Origin of the sequence: Streptomyces mirabilis (assembly GCF_018310535.1) — a bacterium.
Lineage (GTDB): Bacteria > Actinomycetota > Actinomycetes > Streptomycetales > Streptomycetaceae > Streptomyces.
In genome coordinates this window covers 5,124,481-5,141,626 of the sequence record NZ_CP074102.1, presented here as the reverse complement: position 1 = coordinate 5,141,626, position 17,146 = coordinate 5,124,481, and the positions used below count along the sequence as shown (strand labels likewise).

General features: G+C 70.7%; 16 protein-coding genes. 7 read left to right on the top strand and 9 right to left on the bottom strand.

What is annotated here, in order from left to right:
* The first annotated feature begins 32 nt into the window (after positions 1-32).
* Positions 33-1,826 (top strand): LCP family protein, encoded by a 1,794-nt coding sequence (locus SMIR_RS22820; RefSeq protein ID WP_168492252.1) that lies wholly within the window; start codon positions 33-35, stop codon positions 1,824-1,826.
* A gap of 67 nt (positions 1,827-1,893) precedes the next feature.
* On the opposite strand, the gene SMIR_RS22815 is transcribed toward SMIR_RS22820, so the two are convergent.
* Entirely contained in the window at positions 1,894-2,934 is a 1,041-nt protein-coding gene (locus SMIR_RS22815; protein ID WP_101404817.1) for a glycosyltransferase family 2 protein, read from the bottom strand.
* A 127-nt stretch (positions 2,935-3,061) separates the two neighbouring features.
* On the opposite strand from SMIR_RS22815, the gene SMIR_RS22810 reads away from it, so the two are divergent.
* Positions 3,062-4,564 (top strand): LCP family protein, encoded by a 1,503-nt coding sequence (locus tag SMIR_RS22810; RefSeq protein WP_168492255.1) that lies wholly within the window; start codon positions 3,062-3,064, stop codon positions 4,562-4,564.
* Positions 4,565-4,638: 74 nt separating this feature from the next.
* Here SMIR_RS22810 and SMIR_RS22805 read toward each other — a convergent pair whose 3' ends face one another.
* Positions 4,639-5,925, bottom strand: coding sequence for an LCP family protein (locus tag SMIR_RS22805; protein WP_168492258.1), 1,287 nt, complete (start codon positions 5,923-5,925; stop codon positions 4,639-4,641).
* Between the two features lie 119 nt (positions 5,926-6,044).
* Here SMIR_RS22805 and SMIR_RS22800 point away from each other — a divergent pair, with 119 nt between their 5' ends.
* Positions 6,045-6,590: an acyl-CoA thioesterase gene (locus tag SMIR_RS22800; protein WP_054236896.1), complete on the top strand. Its 546-nt coding sequence runs from the start codon at positions 6,045-6,047 to the stop codon at positions 6,588-6,590.
* 128 nt (positions 6,591-6,718) lie between these two features.
* Positions 6,719-7,357: an HAD family hydrolase gene (locus tag SMIR_RS22795; protein WP_212727307.1), complete on the top strand. Its 639-nt coding sequence runs from the start codon at positions 6,719-6,721 to the stop codon at positions 7,355-7,357.
* A gap of 69 nt (positions 7,358-7,426) precedes the next feature.
* Here SMIR_RS22795 and SMIR_RS22790 read toward each other — a convergent pair whose 3' ends face one another.
* Positions 7,427-8,584, bottom strand: coding sequence for an acyl-CoA dehydrogenase (locus SMIR_RS22790; protein WP_168492263.1), 1,158 nt, complete (start codon positions 8,582-8,584; stop codon positions 7,427-7,429).
* Positions 8,585-8,759: 175 nt separating this feature from the next.
* On the opposite strand from SMIR_RS22790, the gene SMIR_RS22785 reads away from it, so the two are divergent.
* A complete protein-coding gene (locus SMIR_RS22785) occupies positions 8,760-10,103 on the top strand; it encodes a UDP-glucose dehydrogenase family protein (RefSeq protein WP_168492265.1) in 1,344 nt (447 codons plus the stop codon).
* Positions 10,104-10,250: 147 nt separating this feature from the next.
* Here the strand turns inward: SMIR_RS22785 and SMIR_RS22780 are convergent, their stop codons facing one another.
* Positions 10,251-10,748 (bottom strand): CGNR zinc finger domain-containing protein, encoded by a 498-nt coding sequence (locus tag SMIR_RS22780; RefSeq protein ID WP_168492267.1) that lies wholly within the window; start codon positions 10,746-10,748, stop codon positions 10,251-10,253.
* A gap of 104 nt (positions 10,749-10,852) precedes the next feature.
* Here SMIR_RS22780 and SMIR_RS22775 point away from each other — a divergent pair, with 104 nt between their 5' ends.
* Complete coding sequence (locus tag SMIR_RS22775; protein WP_168492271.1) at positions 10,853-11,212, top strand: VOC family protein; 360 nt, start codon at positions 10,853-10,855, stop codon at positions 11,210-11,212.
* A gap of 117 nt (positions 11,213-11,329) precedes the next feature.
* Here SMIR_RS22775 and SMIR_RS22770 read toward each other — a convergent pair whose 3' ends face one another.
* Both SMIR_RS22770 and SMIR_RS22765 read right to left on the bottom strand, forming a co-directional pair.
* Positions 11,330-12,436, bottom strand: coding sequence for a dipeptidase (locus SMIR_RS22770; protein ID WP_168492273.1), 1,107 nt, complete (start codon positions 12,434-12,436; stop codon positions 11,330-11,332).
* 152 nt (positions 12,437-12,588) lie between these two features.
* On the bottom strand, positions 12,589-12,948 hold the full coding sequence (locus SMIR_RS22765; protein ID WP_168492275.1) for a MerR family transcriptional regulator: 360 nt from the start codon (positions 12,946-12,948) through the stop codon (positions 12,589-12,591).
* Between the two features lie 59 nt (positions 12,949-13,007).
* Here SMIR_RS22765 and SMIR_RS22760 point away from each other — a divergent pair, with 59 nt between their 5' ends.
* On the top strand, positions 13,008-14,147 hold the full coding sequence (locus SMIR_RS22760) for an alkene reductase (RefSeq protein ID WP_168492277.1): 1,140 nt from the start codon (positions 13,008-13,010) through the stop codon (positions 14,145-14,147).
* Here the strand turns inward: SMIR_RS22760 and SMIR_RS22755 are convergent.
* From SMIR_RS22755 to SMIR_RS22745, 3 genes are read right to left on the bottom strand one after another with little or no spacing between them, the layout of a single operon-like run.
* Complete coding sequence (locus tag SMIR_RS22755; RefSeq protein WP_168492279.1) at positions 14,087-15,316, bottom strand: dipeptidase; 1,230 nt, start codon at positions 15,314-15,316, stop codon at positions 14,087-14,089. The two genes, SMIR_RS22760 and SMIR_RS22755, sit on opposite strands and share 61 nt — an antisense overlap.
* Before the next feature lie 5 nt (positions 15,317-15,321).
* Positions 15,322-15,852, bottom strand: a complete 531-nt coding sequence (gene purE / locus SMIR_RS22750; protein WP_168492281.1) for a 5-(carboxyamino)imidazole ribonucleotide mutase — start codon at positions 15,850-15,852, stop codon at positions 15,322-15,324.
* Positions 15,849-17,021, bottom strand: coding sequence for a 5-(carboxyamino)imidazole ribonucleotide synthase (locus SMIR_RS22745; RefSeq protein WP_168492284.1), 1,173 nt, complete (start codon positions 17,019-17,021; stop codon positions 15,849-15,851). Before SMIR_RS22745 ends, purE begins: the two co-directional genes overlap by 4 nt.
* Positions 17,022-17,146 lie beyond the last annotated feature (125 nt).

The following is a 17,146-nucleotide window of genomic DNA, read 5'->3' as shown; positions in this document are numbered from 1 at the left end:
TTGTCAGGCGCAGGGTGGGGAGGGGCAGGGAGATGGCGCGAAGCGGTGTGCGTGGGGAGGGGGCTCGACCACGTGTCCGGCAGGCCGACGATCTGGGCTGGGACGACAGCCTGTACGACGAGAACGGCAATCCCACCGACGGAGGCGGAGCTTCCGGCGGCAGAGGTGACAGTGCCACCAGTGAAGACAGTGGCTCCACCGGTAGAGACACCGGGCGCGACGGGCGTCCGGTCGACAAGGGCGGCGACGACGCGTCGGCCGAACCGCGTGGGCAGGGCCGGCACGGCGGTGGCGGCGGGCGCAGGGGCGGCGGCGACGGGCACCCGCGGCGCAGACGCCGCATACTGCGCTGGTCGGCGTCGGTCCTGGCGGTTTTGATACTTGGCACCGCGGGCGCCGGTTACCTCTACTACCAGCACCTGAACGACAACATCAAGAAGGACGACCTGAACCTCGGCGACGAGAAGGACCGGGCGGCCAAGAGCAAGGCGAACGCGGCCGGGCAGACCCCCCTGAACATCCTTCTGATCGGCTCGGACGCCCGGGACACCAAGGAGAACCAGTCTCTCGGCGGCGCCAAGGAGACCTTCGGCGGTACCCCGCTCGCGGACGTCCAGATGCTGCTGCACCTCTCCGCCGACCGCAGCAACATGTCGGTGATCAGCATGCCTCGCGACACCCTGCTGAAAATGCCCAAGTGCACGGACCCGGACACCAAGAAGGTCTACCCGGCGACCGTCGGGCTGGTGATGACCAACACCTCGCTCGGGCGCGGTGGCCCCGGTTGCACGGTGGCCACCTGGGAGAAGCTCACCAAGATCCACATCGACCACTTCATGAAGATCGACTTCTCGGGTGTGGTGTCGATGGCGGACGCGATCGGCGGCGTCCCGGTCTGCGTGGACGCGAACGTCTACTCCAAGGACAGCCAAGGACACGGCTCCGGGCTGAAGCTCAAGAAGGGCACGACCCCCGTCAAGGGCACGCAAGCCCTGGCGTGGCTGCGGACGCGATACGGCTTCGAGGACAACACGGACATCGGCCGGACCAAGGCCCAGCACCAGTACATGAACTCGATGGTCCGCCAGCTGCGCAAGAACGCCACGATCAGCAACCCCGGCAAGCTGCGCAGCCTCGCGGAGACGGCCACCAAGGCGCTGACCGTCGACAAGGGCCTGGGCAGCGTGCTGAAGCTCTACGACCTCGGCAACGAGCTGAAGAAGGTCGAGCCGAAGCGCATCACGATGACCACGATGCCCTGGCAGTGGGCCGTGTCGGACAGCAACCGCGTGGAGCCCAAGCCGGTCGAGGCCGAGCAGCTGTTCCGTCTCGTCCGTGAGGACATCGCGCTCGACGGCAAGGACAAGAAGAAGACGGCGACCGCGGTGAAGGCCTCCACGGACCCGGCCGCCGCGGACGACCAGATCGGGGTGACCGTGCAGAACGGCACCCGCACAGCCACGCTGGGCCCGGTCGGCGGACGCGCGCGCACGGTGTCCCAGCTGCTCGTCGGCAAGGGCTTCACCAAGGCCGAGGCGGACACCTCGGCGGCGACCGTCGAGGAGACGACGGTGATCCGCTACCCGAGCGCCGACCTGCAGGGCGACGCCCAGGCGGTCGCCAAGGCGCTGGGGGTCCCGCTGAGCGCGGTGAAGAAGTCGACGGACGTCTCGGGCGTCACGCTCGTGGTCGGTGCCGACTGGCGCGAGGGCACGGCGTACAAGGCCAAGGCGCAGGACAACACGACGCCGGAGTCCGCGGACGTGCTCAACGGCGCCAAGGCCGACGCCTGTATGCACGTCAACAAGGACTACACCTGGTCGTAGGCGGTCGATGGAAAGCAGTTGGGCCCCTCTCGACCTCGAGAGGGGCCCAACTGCTGGTGGATGGGGCTCAGTTGGCGGGTTCCGTGGAGCCGAGCACCGCCGGGCGACGGGAGGCGATGACCTTCTTCGCCAGCGCCTTCGGGCTGGTGAGGAAGCCGAAGCCCCACGACATGTGCATGGTCGCGAGGGCGACGGGGATCTGCAGGCGGGCCTTCAGGGGCAGCCCCTTGCCCGCGGGCAGCGAGCCCGCGGCTATCGCCGCGAGATAGCCGCCGGGGATCAGGAAGCCCCAGGGCGTCAGCGCCACGCCCACCACGACGCCCGCCGCGATCGCGCACACGGCGGTCGGCGGGGCGAGATAGCGCAGGTTGATGGAGCCCTCGTGATAGCGGGCGACGACATGGCGCCAGCGCCCGTAGTCCTTGTACTGCTTGGCGAGTGCCTTGACCGAGGGCCGGGGCCGGTACGACACCTTCAGCTCGGGCGAGAACCAGATGAGGCCGCCCGCCTCCCGGATCCGGAAGTTCAGCTCCCAGTCCTGGGCGCGGATGAACTCCTCGTTGTAGCCGCCCTGACGCTCCAGGGCCTCGCGCCGGAAGACACCGAGGTACACGGTCTCGGCGGGAGCGGCCTCGCCACCCGTGTGGAAGGCGGCGTTCCCGACCCCGATCTTCGAGGTCATCGCGGCGGCGACCGCGTGCTCCCAGTCGTTCTCGCCCTCGGCGTGCATGATGCCGCCGACGTTCTGCGCGCCGGTCTCCTCCAGGAGGCGTACGGCCGTCGCGATGTAGTTGGGCGAAAGCATGCCGTGCCCGTCGACGCGGACGACGACGGGATGCCGGGACGCCTTGATCGCCGCGTTCAGCGCGGCCGGGGTGCGACCGGTCGGGTTCGGGACGGTGTGGACGCGCGGGTCTTCGCGTACGAGCTCGGCGGCGATCTCCTCCGTACGGTCCGAGGACGGACCGATGGCGATCACCACCTCCATCTCGCCGTCGTACTCCTGCGCCAGGATCGCTTGGACGGCCCCGCGCAGATGCCGCTCCTCGTCGAGGACGGGCATGATCACAGAAACGGCGGGGGGCCGCACGTCAGACTTCTCGCTCATCGGACGTCACGTTACCGCGAATGGGGGACACGGGCGCGCGCCGCCCGGTCCGCGGGCCGGGCAGCAGATCGTATGGGCCTACGGTGCTCACGGATCCCCACGTTCACCCCCGCGGAGGTGTCCCCCCTTGCCCACGCCGCCCCGCTCCCCCGCACGCCCGCAGCCCCGCCCCCAGAGCCGTCCGCAGCCGCCCCGCTCCCGGCGGCCTCCGGAGCGGTCCACCGTACGGCCCCCCGTACGGAGGAAGAAGCCGCGCTGGGCCATGCGGGTGGTCACCACGATCTCGGTGGTGGTCCTCGCCTCGGCGGGCATCGGGCACGCGGTGGTCACCAGCCTGGGCGAGGACATCGCCCGGGTCGACCCCTTCAAGGACATGAAGAACCGCCCCGCGGCGGGCCACGGCATGAACGTGCTGCTGGTCGGCACGGACGGTCGCGACAAGATCACGGAGGAGGAGCGGCGGAAGTACCGTCTGGGCGGTGCCCCCTGCCACTGCACCGACACGATGATGATCGTGCACATCGCCGCCGACAGGGAGCGGGCCACCGTCGTGAGCCTGCCGCGCGACTCGTACGCCGAGGTGCCCGCGCACACCGACCAGACCACCGGCGCCGAGCACGGCCCCCACCCGATCAAGCTCAACGCGGCGTACGCGGAGGGGGGCCCGCAGCTGACCGTGCGCACCGTCGAGAACATGACCCACGTGAAGATCGACCACTACTTGGAGGTCGATTTCACCAGCTTCATGCAGACGGTGGACGTGCTCGGCGGCGTGAGCATCTGCACCGCGCATCCCCTGAAGGACTCGTACACGGGACTTGATCTGTCCGCCGGCACGCACACGCTGAACGGCGGGCAGGCACTCCAGTACGTACGTTCCCGGCATGTCGACGGCGCCTCCGACATCGGCCGGATGCAGCGCCAGCAGCGGTTCCTGGCAGCGCTGATCGAGCGGGCCACGTCGTCGGGGGTGCTGCTGAACCCGATGAAGTTCCGTGATGTCACCCGGGCCGTGCTCGGATCGGTCCGCGCGGACCAGGGGTTCGGCACGGACGAGCTGCTGGACCTCGGCCGGGCGATGCGGAACTTCTCCCCCGCCTCCTCCGAGTTCACGACCGTGCCGATCGGGCAGATGGCCTACGTCGTCAAGGGCATCGGTTCCACACTGAAGTGGGACGACAACAAGTCCGCCGCGCTCTTCCAGTCACTGCGCGACGACAAGCCGCTCGCTCCCCCGCACAAGGCGGCGCCCGCCAGGACCGTGCGCGTCGAGGTGGCCCCGCAGCAGATCCAGGTCCAGGTGGAGAACGGGACGCCCACGGACGGCCTCGGCAAACGCATGGACAGCGCCCTGGCCGCCGCCGGGTTCCGCACGACGGGCCGGCCCGTCAACGCCGCGGACCGCACCGCCCGGCACAACGTCATCGTCTACGACCCGCGCTGGGACCGCTCCGCGAAGTCCCTCGCCGCCGCGCTCCCGGGCAGCGAGCTGCGCGAGGTCAAGGGGCGGGGGCCGCTGCTGAAGGTGATCGCCGGGGCGGACTTCAAGGAGGTCACACGGGTCCGTGTGCAGGATCCCTACCAGGGGGCGACCCGGGTGGTGACGGGGGATCAGGTGGTGTGCACGTAGGTGACGCGCGCGTCCACGGGACACGCGAAGGGCCCCGCCGATTCGCCCGGCGGGGCCCTTCGTGGTGGTACGGGTCAGTTGCCCGACACGGTCACCGTCTGGTCGTTCTTCAGCTCGTCGACCAGCGCCTTGACCTTGGCCTTGTCCCAGACCAGGTTGCCGCCCGTGGAGCCGGAGATCGGCATGTTCATGGACTTGCCGCTGCCGCCGGTGACACCCTTCATCGCCCAGAACATGCTGCCGAGGTCCCACAGGCTCATGTCCTTGTCGACGGTGAGGCTGTCGAGGCCCGAGCCCATGGTCGGGTAGAGCTTGAAGGGGTTCAGGACGGTCCCCGGGGTCGCGACCTGGTGGGCCAGCGCGGACAGGAACTTCTGCTGGTTCTTGGTGCGCTGGAGGTCGGAGGCCGCGAAGGCGTGGCGGGTACGGACGAAGGCGAGGGCCTGCTCGCCGTTGAGGGTCTGCTTGCCCGCCTTGAAGTCGGCGCCGGAGTACTTGTCCTTGAAGCCCTGGTCGAGGGTCATCTCCACGCCGCCGACCGCATCGACGATGTTCGCGAACCCGGCGAAACCGATCTCCACGTAGTGGTCGATGTGCAGGCCGGTGTTGTACTCGATGGTGCGGACCAGCAGCGTCGGCCCGTCCTCCGCGTACGCCGCGTTCAGCTTCACCTGACGGCCCGTGCCCTGGAAGGTCTTGCCGGACGCGGATCCCTTGTACGTGGGGATCGTCACGTTCGAGTCGCGGGGCAGGGAGAGCAGCGTGTCGCCGTTGTCCCCGACGTGCAGGATCATCATCGAGTCCGTGCGCTTGCCCTCGGCGGACCCGGTGTGCAGCTTCTTCTTGTCCTCGGCCGACATGCCCGCGCGGCTGTCGGAACCGACGATCAGGTAGTTGGTGCCCTTGCCCGCCTCGGGCCGGTCTATGACCTTCGAGAGATCCACGTCACGGTGGAGCTTGGAGTCGGCCCAGAAGTAGGTGCCCACGGAGACAACGACCAGCAGCGTGACCAGCGTGATCGCGGTCCACTTGATCCGCCGCCGCCAGTTCGGCGCGGGGCGCGGGCCACGGCCGCCCTGACCGCCGGGACCCTGCGGACCGCCGGGACCGCCCGGCGAACCGTAGACCTGCCCGGTGTTGTAACCGGAGTCGTACCCGTTGTCATACCCCTGGCCGTCGTCGTACGTCGGCTGCTGGGGCACCCCGCCGTACGGCGGGGCGGACGGGCGCGGACCGGGCGTTCCCGGGCCACGCTGAACCTGCCGCATGACGCGGGCGCCCTCAGGCTGAGCGCCTGCGCTGCCGCGTCCGTAACGGTCGCTGCGGTTGCTGTCGGACCACCCGTCGGGCCAATCGTTCATGCGGACCAGTGTGCAGGTCCGCATGGTGTGCCTAACAAGAGACCGGGGAGATCTGGGTCACGCCTGTTGCAGAGCTGATGCAAAGAGACCGCCGCACGCCCCCGCATAGGGTGGACGTCATGACAGACCTGGCGCCCAACCCGGAATCCGATATTCCGGGCAAGCCGACCTTCGCGTCCCGGACCACCCTCAGCCACATCATGACCCACAACGACACCAACCTTCTGGGCACGGTGCACGGCGGAGTGATCATGAAGCTCGTCGACGACGCGGCGGGCGCGGTGGCCGGGCGGCACTCCGGCGGGCCGGCCGTCACCGCCTCCATGGACGAGATGGTCTTCCTGGAGCCGGTCCGGGTGGGCGACCTCGTCCATGTGAAGGCCCAGGTGAACTGGACGGGGCGCACGTCCATGGAGGTCGGCGTGCGCGTGCTGGCCGAGCGCTGGAACGAGTCGACGCCGCCCCAGCAGGTCGGTTCGGCCTATCTCGTCTTCGCCGCGGTCGACGCCGACGGCAAGCCGCGGCGCGTGCCGCCCGTCCTCCCAGAGACCGAGCGCGACGAGCGTCGCTACCAGGAGGCGCAGATCCGGCGCACCCACCGGCTGGCCCGCCGCCGGGCGATCATGGAACTCCGGGAGAAGCGGGCGGCGGAGGGGCTGGACTAGTACGGATGCGAGCGCCGGAAGAACCAAGGGGTTCGGTGATGCCGGACGCCCGAGGACCGGGCCGGGAAGTCACCCTGGCCGGTGGCCCTGGCCGACAGCGGCTCCCGGGCGGATGTCAGGGTGACGCCATGACCCTCTCCCCCGCCGCCCCGTCCGCTTCCGGCGGACGCCCCTTCGACGCGGTGCTCTGTGACGTCGACAACGTGATCCGCGTCTACGAACCGGACCGCCTGTACGCGCTGGAGCGCGCCGCCGGGCTGGCCGAGGGCACCACCATGAAGGTGGCCTTCGCACCGGAGACGGTGCTTCCGCTGGTGCTGGGCCGGATCACACCGGACGAGTGGGCGGGGTCGATCCTGCGGGGCCTGACCGGGCTGGTGCCCGACGGGACGGCGGTGGAGCTGAGCACGGCGCTCGTACGCTCGCCGTTCCACGCCGACGAGACGGTGGTGGCGCTGCTGCGCCGGGCCCGCGCCCACATGCCCCTGGTCCTCGTCACCAACACCTCGGTCCAGCTGGAGGAGGACCTGGAGGCCCTGGGTCTGACGGACCTCGCCGACCACGTGGTCAGCAGCGCGCGGGTGGGCATCGCGAAGCCCGACCGGCGCATCTACGACATCGCCGTCGAACGGGCCGGCGTCCCGGCCGGGCGCTGCCTGTTCGTGGACGACACCCTGGAGAACGTGGAGGCGGCGGCCGCACTCGGCATGCGGACCGTCCACTACCGCACGCCGGAGGATCTGCGGGGCGCCCTGAACGGCGCGTGAGGCCGCCTGGGGACAAGAACGAGGGGCACCCCGGCGGGGTGCCCCTCAAGTCCGTGGTGCGGGGGTGGGTTACGGGAGGTTGCGGGCCATCACGATGCGCTGGACCTGGTTCGTGCCCTCGTAGATCTGGGTGATCTTGGCGTCGCGCATCATGCGCTCGACCGGGTAGTCGCGGGTGTAGCCGTAGCCGCCGAGGAGCTGGACGGCGTCCGTGGTGACCTCCATCGCCACGTCCGAGGCGAAGCACTTGGCCGCGGCGCCCTGGAAGGTGAGGTCGCTGTCGCCGCGCTCCGACTTGGCCGCCGCCGCGTACGTCAGCTGGCGGGCGGCCTCGATCTTCATGGCCATGTCGGCGAGCATGAACTGGATGCCCTGGAAGTCGGCGATCGCCTTGCCGAACTGCTTGCGCTCCTGGACATAGCCCTTGGCGTAGTCGAGGGCACCCTGCGCGATGCCGAGCGCCTGCGCGGCGATCGTGATGCGGGTGTGGTCCAGGGTCTTCATGGCCGTGGCGAAGCCGGTGCCCTCCTCGCCGATCATGCGGTCGGCCGGGATGCGGACGTTGTCGAGGTAGACCTCGCGCGTCGGGGAGCCCTTGATGCCGAGCTTCTTCTCGGGGGCACCGAAGGAGACGCCCTCGTCCGACTTCTCGACGACGAAGGCCGAAATGCCCTTCGAACGCTTGGTGGGGTCGGTGACCGCCATCACCGTGTAGTACTCGGACTCGCCCGCGTTGGTGATCCAGCGCTTCACACCGTTGAGGACGTAGTCGTCGCCGTCACGGACGGCCTTCGTCTTCATGCCCGCGGCGTCCGAGCCCGCGTCCGGCTCCGAGAGGCAGTACGAGAACATCCCGTCGCCCTTGGCGAGGGGGGTCAGGTACTTCTGCTTCAGGGCCTCGGAACCGGAGAGGATCACCGGGAGCGAGCCCAGCTTGTTCACGGCCGGGATCAGGGAGGAGCTGGCACAGACACGCGCCACCTCCTCGATCACGATCACCGTGGCGAGCGCGTCGGCACCCGCGCCGCCGTACGACTCCGGCACGTGCACGGCGTGCAGGTCGGAGGAGACCAGGGCGTCCAGGGCCTCCTGCGGGAAACGGGCTTCCTCGTCCACCACGGCCGCGTACGGCGCGATCTTCGCCTCGGCCAGCGAGCGGATCGCGTCACGGAGCATGTCGTGCTCCTCGGACGGGCGGTACAGGTCGAAATCAGCCGATCCGGCCAAGGTCTCTCACGCTCCAAAGACGCTAATTACCGTTAAGTAACCCAAATTTTAGGGGTCTGCCCACGGGAGGGATACGTGAGCTTGGCGACAGGGGGGAACCTGCCCGATGAGGGGCCCGGACATGCCCCGACTATGCTCGGGCAGCGCACTGAAGCCATTCATCCCAGGAGCACCCATGGCCCTCAAGATCACCGTGATCGGCACCGGCTATCTCGGCGCCACCCACGCCGCGGCCATGGCCGAGCTCGGGTTCGAGGTGCTGGGGCTCGATGTCGTCCCCGAGAAGATCGAGATGCTGCAGCGGGGCGAGGTCCCGATGTACGAGCCGGGGCTCGAGGAGCTGCTGCACAAGCACGTGGCGGGCATCGAGGGATCCACCGGCCGGCTGCGCTTCACCATGGACTGGGCCGAGGTCGGGGAGTTCGGCGACGTCCACTTCGTCTGCGTGAACACGCCGCAGAAGCACGGGGAGTACGCGTGCGACATGTCGTACGTCGACGCCGCGTTCGAGACGCTCGCCCCGCACCTGAAGGGGCCCGCCCTCGTCGTCGGCAAGTCCACCGTGCCGGTGGGCTCCGCGGAGCGGCTGGCGCGCACGCTCGCCGAGCTCTCCCCCGCCGGTGAGGACGCCGAGCTCGCCTGGAACCCGGAGTTCCTGCGCGAGGGCTTCGCCGTCCAGGACACGCTGCACCCCGACCGTCTCGTGGCCGGCGTGCGCAGCGAGCGGGCCGAGAAGATCCTGCGCGAGGTGTACGCGACGCCCGTCTCCGAGGGCTCGCCCTTCGTCGTCACCGACTTTCCGACCGCCGAGCTGGTGAAGACCTCCGCGAACTCCTTCCTGGCGACCAAGATCTCCTTCATCAACGCCATGGCCGAGGTCTGCGAGGCCGCCGGCGGCGATGTCGCCCTGCTGGCCGAGGCCATCGGGCACGACGAGCGGATCGGGAAGAAGTTCCTGCGGGCCGGGATCGGATTCGGCGGCGGCTGTCTGCCGAAGGACATCCGCGCCTTCATGGCCCGGGCCGGTGAGCTCGGCGCGGACCAGGCGCTGACCTTCCTGCGCGAGATCGACTCCATCAACATGCGCCGTCGCGGCCAGATGGTGGAGATGGCCCGGGAGGCGCTGGGCGGCGGATCCTTCCTCGGCAAGCGGGTCGCCGTGCTCGGCGCGACCTTCAAGCCCGACTCGGACGACGTCCGGGACTCGCCCGCGCTGAACGTCGCGGGGCAGATCCATCTCCAGGGCGGCCAGGTCACCGTCTACGACCCGAAGGGCATGGCGAACGCCAAGCGGCTGTTCCCGACGCTCGGGTACGCCGACTCCGCGGTCGAGGCCGTGCGCGGCGCCGACGTCGTCCTGCACCTGACCGAATGGCGCGAGTTCCGCGAGCTGGACCCGGCGGTGCTGGGCGAGGCGGCCTCGGCCCGGGTGCTCCTGGACGGCCGCAACGCGCTCGACCCCGAGGTGTGGCGCCGGGCCGGATGGACGTACCGGGCGATGGGCCGCCCGACCGCCTAGGGCAGTGCTTCGCCGGTGACCCGGTAGTGCTTCACAGGTGACGGCGGTCCGGCCGAGGCTCAGTCGGCCGGACCGCCGTCATCGCACATTCTCCATGCTCCAGGCGACCGGCGTGGCCAGTTGTTCCACTTTGTATTAACGGACGGCCTACTTCGCGCGGTACCGGCGCATCTTCGCGCGCGCCCCGCAGACCGACATCGAGCACCAGCGGCCGCGGCCCGCCGGGGAGCGGTCGTAGTACGCCCAGTGGCAGGTCGGTGCCTCACAGGCCTTCAGCCGCAGCCAGGTGCCCTCGACGAGCGCCTCCGCGAGGGCCGCAGCGACGCGCGACGCGAGTGAGGCCGCCGCGGGGACGAGCCGCGCCGCGCCGTCGTGCTCGTCGACCGTCACGTGCAGCGGGGCCCGGGCCAGCAGCTCACCGAGGGGGGTCACCGCGCGGTGCGCCGGGTGGCCCGCGTGCGCCAGGCAGGCCGCGCGCAACGACTCGCGCAGCTCGCGGGCCGCCTCCGCCTCGCCCTCCGCGAGGCCGAAGGGCGCCCGGCCCTCGGCGGTGTCCAGCGAGTCCGTGCCCGACTCGATGTCCAGGGTGTTCACCAGCGACTGGATCAGAGCCAGACCGCCGGGTGCGGGCGCACGGTCATTCATGGTTGCGACGTTACCTCCTATGCGGGAGCATGCAGTAACCGTTACCTCTTGAGGAGGTCTAGAGGTAACTCGTCGGTGTCGTTGGTAACCCCTCGGAGGAAGTCATGGCTCTCGCCAAGCTGGGTGTCGTCGTCCTGGACTGTCCCGACCCGCGCGCCCTCGCCGGGTTCTACGCCGAGGTGCTCGGCGGCACGGTCGAGGGAGACGGGGACTGGGTCGACCTGAAGGTGTCCGACGGGCCCTCGCTGGCCTTCCAGGCCGCCCCGGGCCACGTACCGCCGCAGTGGCCCGCGCCCGACGACTCGCAGCAGTTCCATCTGGACCTGACCGTCGACAACCTGGACGCGGCCGAGAAGGGCGTGCTGGCGCTCGGCGCGCGGGCACTCGACACCGAGGACCGTTCCCGCACCTGGCGGGTGTACGCCGACCCGGCGGGGCACCCCTTCTGCCTCTGCGCCTGCTGAGGACGAGTGTTCTCTGCGCCTGCTGAGGACGAGTGTTCTCTGCGCCTGCTGAGGACGAGTGTTCTCTGCGCCTGCTGAGGACGAGCAGGAATAGCGCGCGGGCGCGGCCGAGGGGACCTAGCCGTCCAGTTCGGCGATCCTCGCGGTCGACGGTTCCCGGCGGCACTGCGCGGCGCGGGCCATGAAGTCCGCGCTGCGCAGGACGCGCTGGACGTTGCCCCAGGTCAGCAGGGACAGTTCCGACTCGGACCAGCCCCGGCGGAGCAGCTCGGCGATCAGGTGGGGATAGCGGGAGGCGTCGGCGAGGTCGCGGGGGTGGCTGGCGCCGGAGTCGTAGGTGCCGGACAGGCCGACGCACCCGGGGCCGGCCACGGCGCGGACATGGTCGAGGTGGTCGGCGACGTCCCGGACCGTCGGGCCGGTCTGCTCGGCGGTCAGCGGCACCATGCACAGGCCGCCCGCCGCGCCCAGCTCGGCGAGCAGGTCGTCGGGCAGGTTGGCCGGGTGCGGGCGCAGCGCGCGGGCGGCCGAACGGGTGCACAGCACGGGGGTCTTGGAGAGGGCGGTGGCCCGGCTGACGGTGGCGTCGGAGGCCCCGGAGAGGTCGGCGAGGACGCCGAGGCGGTTCATCTCGCGAATGACCTCCTCGCCGAACCGGGTCAGCCCCGCCTCGCTCGCCCAGGCGGTGCCCGTCAGGGTGAGGAGGCGCAGGCCGAGGGTGTGCAGGATGCGCAGGATGCCCAGGGAGTCGCCGAGCGCGGGCGCGCCGGCCGGACCCAGCACGACGGCGACCCGGCCGCAGTGGTGGGCGTCGATGATCTGCCCGGCGGTGCACGCCAGGCGCAGGCCCTCCGGGTGGGCGTCGATCACCGAGTGGACGAGGTCCAGCTGCTCCAGGGTGGCACCCACCGCCCGGTCCCCGGTGAGCCCCTCGGGCAGGTGCAGCGACCAGAACAGCGCACCCACACGGCCCTCGCGCATCCTCGGCACGTCGGTGTCGACGGCCATCTCGCCCAGCTCCAGGTCGTACCAGGGCAGATGGCGCAGGGCCCACGGCAGTCCGCTGTAGCCGTCGGCGACGGGATGGCCGGCCAGCAGGGAGTGCGCCCGGGCCAGGGTCTCCTCGTCCGGAGGGTGTGCCGTTTCGAGGAAGGGGTCGTCCGGCAGGCCGTCGGCACCGTCGACCTCGGCGGTCGTGGGCATGCCGTTCTGGAGGTCGGCCATGGCGGGCTCCGTGCGTCGTCGTGAGCGGGCTCCGTGCGTCGTCGTGAGCCACGTCGGTCGTGAGCTACGTCGTGATGTGGCTGGCGTACGGTCACGGTCGCACGGAGCGCGCGGAACCCTCCTGGTGAGTGGGGCGTTCGGGGGTACGCCGGTCAGGCGTCCCCGGCCGCGTCGATCACCTCGTCCAGCGTCTCCCGGGAGCGGACCAGGTCGGCGATCATCCGGTCGATGCGGTCGCGTTCCGCGGTGAGATCGGCGACCAGTTGCGGGGTGGCGGTCGCGGAGGGCCCGCCGTCCTGGTCGCGCATGCACGGCAGCAGCTGCCGGATCTTCGCGCTGTGCAGCCCGGCCGCGTACAGCTCCTGGATCCGTACCACCCGGTCGACGGCCGCCTCCGTGTAGTCGCGGTGTCCGCCGGGCGTGCGCTCGGACGCCAGCAGTCCCTGGGTCTCGTAGTAGCGCAGCGACCGCTCGCTCACGCCCGTGCGCCGAGCGAGTTCACCGATCCGCATTCCGCCTCCGCCGTCCGGGACTTGAATCTGACATCAGTGTCAGGTTCTAGCGTACGGCCATGACACGGACGACGGACTTCCTGGCCCCGGCCCGGCTCGGCCGGCTCGGGCTCCCCCACCACCTCGTGATGGCCCCGCTCACCCGCAACCGCGCGGAGGCGGACGGCACCCCGGGTCCGCTCATGGCCACCCACTACGCCCAGCGCGCCACGGCCGGTCTGCTCATCGGTGAGGCGTCGACGCCGAACGCGGTCGGCCAGACGTACCCGAACATCACCGCGATCCACACCGACCGGCACGAGGCCGGGTGGCGGCGGGTCACCGAGGCGGTGCGGGCGGCGGGCGGGCACATGTTCCTGCAGCTCCAGCACGGTGGGCGGGTCAGCCATCCGGCGACCACCGGCCTGACCCCGGTCGCGCCCTCCCCCGTGCCGCTGCCGGAGACGATCTTCACTCCGCAGGGGCACCGGCCCGCCGTCGTGCCCCGGGAGATGACCCGCGACGACATCCGCGCCACCGCCGCCGACTTCGCCGCGGCCGCCCGCCGCGCCGTCGCGGCAGGCTTCGAGGGCGTCGAGGTGCACTCGGCCAACGGGCATCTGCTGCACCAGTTCCTCGCCGGCAACACCAACCGCAGGACGGACGGGTACGGCGGCCCGGCCGGGCGGCGGGTGCGGTTCACGGCGGAGGTCACCGAGGCGGTGGCCGACGCGATCGGCGCCGACCGGGTGGGCCTGCGGATCTCCCCCGGCAGCACCGTCAACGGCGTGCGGGAGGACAACACCGAAGCCCTCTACCCCGCACTCCTGGCCCGGCTGAAGGACCTGGACCTCGCCTATCTGCACCTCGTGCACGCCGACCCGGACACGACGGTGTACCGGCGGATCCGTGCCGACTGGCCAGGCGTCCTGATCGGCAACCCGGTCCTGACCGACCTCACCACCGAGGCCGTCACCCGGGCCGCCCGGGACATGCTGGCGGCCGGCGCCGACCTGGTCGCCCTCGGCCGCCCGTTCCTGGCCAACCCGGACCTGGTGCGACGGCTGCGCCTGGGCGCCCCGCTCAACCCGGTCCGGGACCGGTACCTGATGTACGTGGGCGGGGCGGAAGGCTACACCGACTACCCGGCCCTGGACGCTCAGGCCCCGTTGCCGTCGAGGGACTCGATCGTCGCGACGGACGGACCGCGGGTGGCCTGAAGACCGCGCGCCACGTCTTCCGCGGCACCCAGCACCCGTACCGCGTTCTGCCAGGTCAGCTTGGCGAGGTCGGTCTTCGACCAGCCGCGGTCCAGCAGTTCGGCGATCAGGTTCGGGTAGCCGGAGACGTCGTCGAGGCCGTCCGGGGTGAACGCCGTGCCGTCGTAGTCACCGCCTATGCCGAGATGGTCGACGCCGGCGACCTCGCGCATGTGGTCGAGGTGGTCCGCCACCGTCGACACCGTGGCGACGGGGCGCGGGTGGGACTCCTCGAAGACGCGGTGGACCTTCATGCCCTCGGGGGTGGTGTCGAGGTGGTGGAAGCCGTTCGCGCGCATGTTCTCGTCGGCCGCGGCCGTCCAGTCGACCGCCGCCTGGAGGACGAACTTCGGTACGAACGTCACCATCGCCACTCCCCCGTTGGCGGGCAGCCGCTCCAGGACATCGTCCGGAATGTTGCGCGGGTGGTCGCACACCGCGCGCGAGGAGGAGTGGGAGAAGATCACCGGCGCGGAGCTCGTGTCGAGCGCGTCCCGCATGGTCGTCGCCGCGACGTGCGAGAGGTCGACCAGCATGCCCTCACGGTTCATCTCCCGCACGACCTCACGGCCGAAGGCCGACAGACCGCCGACGGTGGGCACGTCCGTCGCCGAGTCCGCCCACGCGATGTTGTCGTTGTGGGTGAGGGTCATGTAGCGCACACCCAGCGCGTACAACCCCCGCAGCACGGCGAGGGAGTTGTCGATGGAGTGGCCGCCCTCCGCGCCCATCAGGGAGGCGATACGGCCCTGCGCGCGCGCCGCCTCCATGTCGGCGGCGGTCAGCGCGGCCCGCAGGTCGGAGGGGTGACGGTCGATCAACCGCCGTACGCAGTCGATCTGTTCAAGCGTCGCGGTGACCGCGCCCGGCAGGTCCGAGCGGACGTACACCGACCAGAACTGCGCGCCGACGCCGCCGGCGCGCAGCCGGGCCAGGTCGGTGTGCAGGTGGGCGCTCTGGTCGGCGGCGATGTCGCGGGCGCCGAGGTCGTAGCGGACCTGTTCGCGCAGCGCCCAGGGGAGGTCGTTGTGGCCGTCGACGACGGGGAAGTCGGCGAGGAGGGCGCGGGCCTCGTCGAGGGGTGCCGTGGACGTGACGGACGACGTGGCGGACGACGTGGAGGAGGCCATGCGCGTCACTTCCCGGAGCCGAAGCCGAAGCCGCCGCCCGCGCCCTCGACCTTGGCGCGCAGCCGCTTGCCCTTCTCGGTGGCCTGGTCGTTCAGCTCCTGCTGGAACTCCCGCATGCGGGTGAGGAGTTCCTCGTCGTGCGCGGCGAGCATCCGGGCGGCCAGCAGGCCCGCGTTGCGCGCGCCGCCGACGGAGACGGTCGCGACCGGGACACCGGCCGGCATCTGCACGATCGACAGCAGCGAGTCCATGCCGTCGAGGTACTTCAGCGGGACCGGCACGCCGATGACGGGCAACGGGGTGACGGACGCGAGCATGCCGGGCAGATGGGCAGCGCCGCCGGCGCCCGCGATGATCACCTTGAGCCCGCGCTCCGCGGCCTGCTCGCCGTACGTGATCATCTCGTGCGGCATGCGGTGCGCGGAGACGACATCCACCTCGTAGGGGATCTCGAACTCGTCCAGCGCCTGCGCGGCCGCTTCCATGACGGGCCAGTCGGAGTCCGACCCCATGACAATGCCTACGACGGGGCTCATTCGGTGATCGTGCCTCTCAGGTAACCGGCTGCGTGGCGGGCGCGCTCGAGGACGTCGTCCAGGTCCTCGCCGTAGGTGTTGACGTGGCCGACCTTGCGGCCGGGCTTCACGTCCTTGCCGTACATGTGGATCTTCAGCTGGGGGTCCCGGGCCATGCAGTGCAGGTACGCGGAGTACATGTCCGGGTAGTCGCCGCCCAGGACGTTGACCATGACCGTCCACTTGGCGCGCGGGCGCGGGTCGCCGAGGGGGAGGTCCAGGACCGCGCGGACGTGGTTGGCGAACTGGGAGGTGATCGCGCCGTCCTGGGTCCAGTGGCCCGAGTTGTGCGGGCGCATGGCCAGTTCGTTGACCAGGATGCGGCGGGCGCCATCGGCAGTCACGGTCTCGAAGAGCTCGACGGCCAGGTGACCGACGACACCGAGTTCCTTGGCGATGCGCAGCGCGAGCTCCTCGGCCTGGAGGGCCAGCTCGTCCGGTATGCCGGGCGCGGGGGCGATCACCGTGTCACAGACGCCGTCGACCTGCTGGGACTCGACCACGGGGTACGCGACCGCCTGGCCGTGCGGGGAGCGGACGACGTTCGCCGCGAGTTCCCGTACGAAGTCGACCTTCTCCTCGGCGAGGACGGGCACGCCGGCCCGGAAGGGGTCGGCCGCCTCCTCGATCGACCGGACGAACCAGACGCCCTTGCCGTCGTAGCCGCCGCGGACCGTCTTGAGGATGATCGGGAAACCGTCGCCCTCGGCCCCTTCGGCGAGGCCCTCCGCCGCGAACGCGGCCACGTCCTCGACGTCGGTCACGATCCGGTGCCGTGGGCACGGCACGCCGATCTCGTCGAGCTTCGCGCGCATCACGCCCTTGTCCTGGGCGTGCACGAGCGCGTCCGGGCCGGGACGGACGGGGATGCCGTCCGCCTCCAGGGCACGCAGATGCTCGGTGGGTACGTGTTCGTGATCGAAGGTGATCACATCGCAGCCCCGCGCGAACTCACGCAGCGTGTCGAAGTCGCGGTAGTCGCCGATGACGACATCGCCGACGACCTGCGCCGCGGAATCCTGAGGGGTGTCACTGAGGAGCTTGAACTTGATGCCGAGCGGGATGCCCGCCTCGTGTGTCATACGAGCGAGCTGGCCCCCGCCGACCATGCCGACTACCGGGAACGTCACGCTCCAAGGGTATCGGTCGCGCCATGGGGGCCGGATTCCGCGCCCGCGGTCCGGCTGTGATCCCGCCTGTGGCCCCGGTTTTCCCCCGCTGTGACTCGCTCTTTCCGGTCCCGTGGGACCGTCCA

Bases quoted from the DNA above. Each gene is read 5' to 3' on its own strand.
- purE (WP_168492281.1), bottom strand. From the start codon at position 15,852: ATGAGCCCCGTCGTAGGCATTGTCATGGGGTCGGACTCCGACTGGCCC.
- SMIR_RS22780 (WP_168492267.1), bottom strand. From the start codon at position 10,748: ATGAATGACCGTGCGCCCGCACCCGGCGGTCTGGCTCTGATCCAGTCG.
- SMIR_RS22775 (WP_168492271.1), top strand. From the start codon at position 10,853: ATGGCTCTCGCCAAGCTGGGTGTCGTCGTCCTGGACTGTCCCGACCCG.
- SMIR_RS22800 (WP_054236896.1), top strand. From the start codon at position 6,045: ATGACAGACCTGGCGCCCAACCCGGAATCCGATATTCCGGGCAAGCCG.
- SMIR_RS22755 (WP_168492279.1), bottom strand. From the start codon at position 15,316: ATGGCCTCCTCCACGTCGTCCGCCACGTCGTCCGTCACGTCCACGGCA.
- SMIR_RS22815 (WP_101404817.1), bottom strand. From the start codon at position 2,934: ATGAGCGAGAAGTCTGACGTGCGGCCCCCCGCCGTTTCTGTGATCATG.
- SMIR_RS22760 (WP_168492277.1), top strand. From the start codon at position 13,008: ATGACACGGACGACGGACTTCCTGGCCCCGGCCCGGCTCGGCCGGCTC.
- SMIR_RS22770 (WP_168492273.1), bottom strand. From the start codon at position 12,436: ATGGCCGACCTCCAGAACGGCATGCCCACGACCGCCGAGGTCGACGGT.
- SMIR_RS22820 (WP_168492252.1), top strand. From the start codon at position 33: ATGGCGCGAAGCGGTGTGCGTGGGGAGGGGGCTCGACCACGTGTCCGG.
- SMIR_RS22805 (WP_168492258.1), bottom strand. From the start codon at position 5,925: ATGAACGATTGGCCCGACGGGTGGTCCGACAGCAACCGCAGCGACCGT.
- SMIR_RS22765 (WP_168492275.1), bottom strand. From the start codon at position 12,948: ATGCGGATCGGTGAACTCGCTCGGCGCACGGGCGTGAGCGAGCGGTCG.
- SMIR_RS22785 (WP_168492265.1), top strand. From the start codon at position 8,760: ATGGCCCTCAAGATCACCGTGATCGGCACCGGCTATCTCGGCGCCACC.
- SMIR_RS22795 (WP_212727307.1), top strand. From the start codon at position 6,719: ATGACCCTCTCCCCCGCCGCCCCGTCCGCTTCCGGCGGACGCCCCTTC.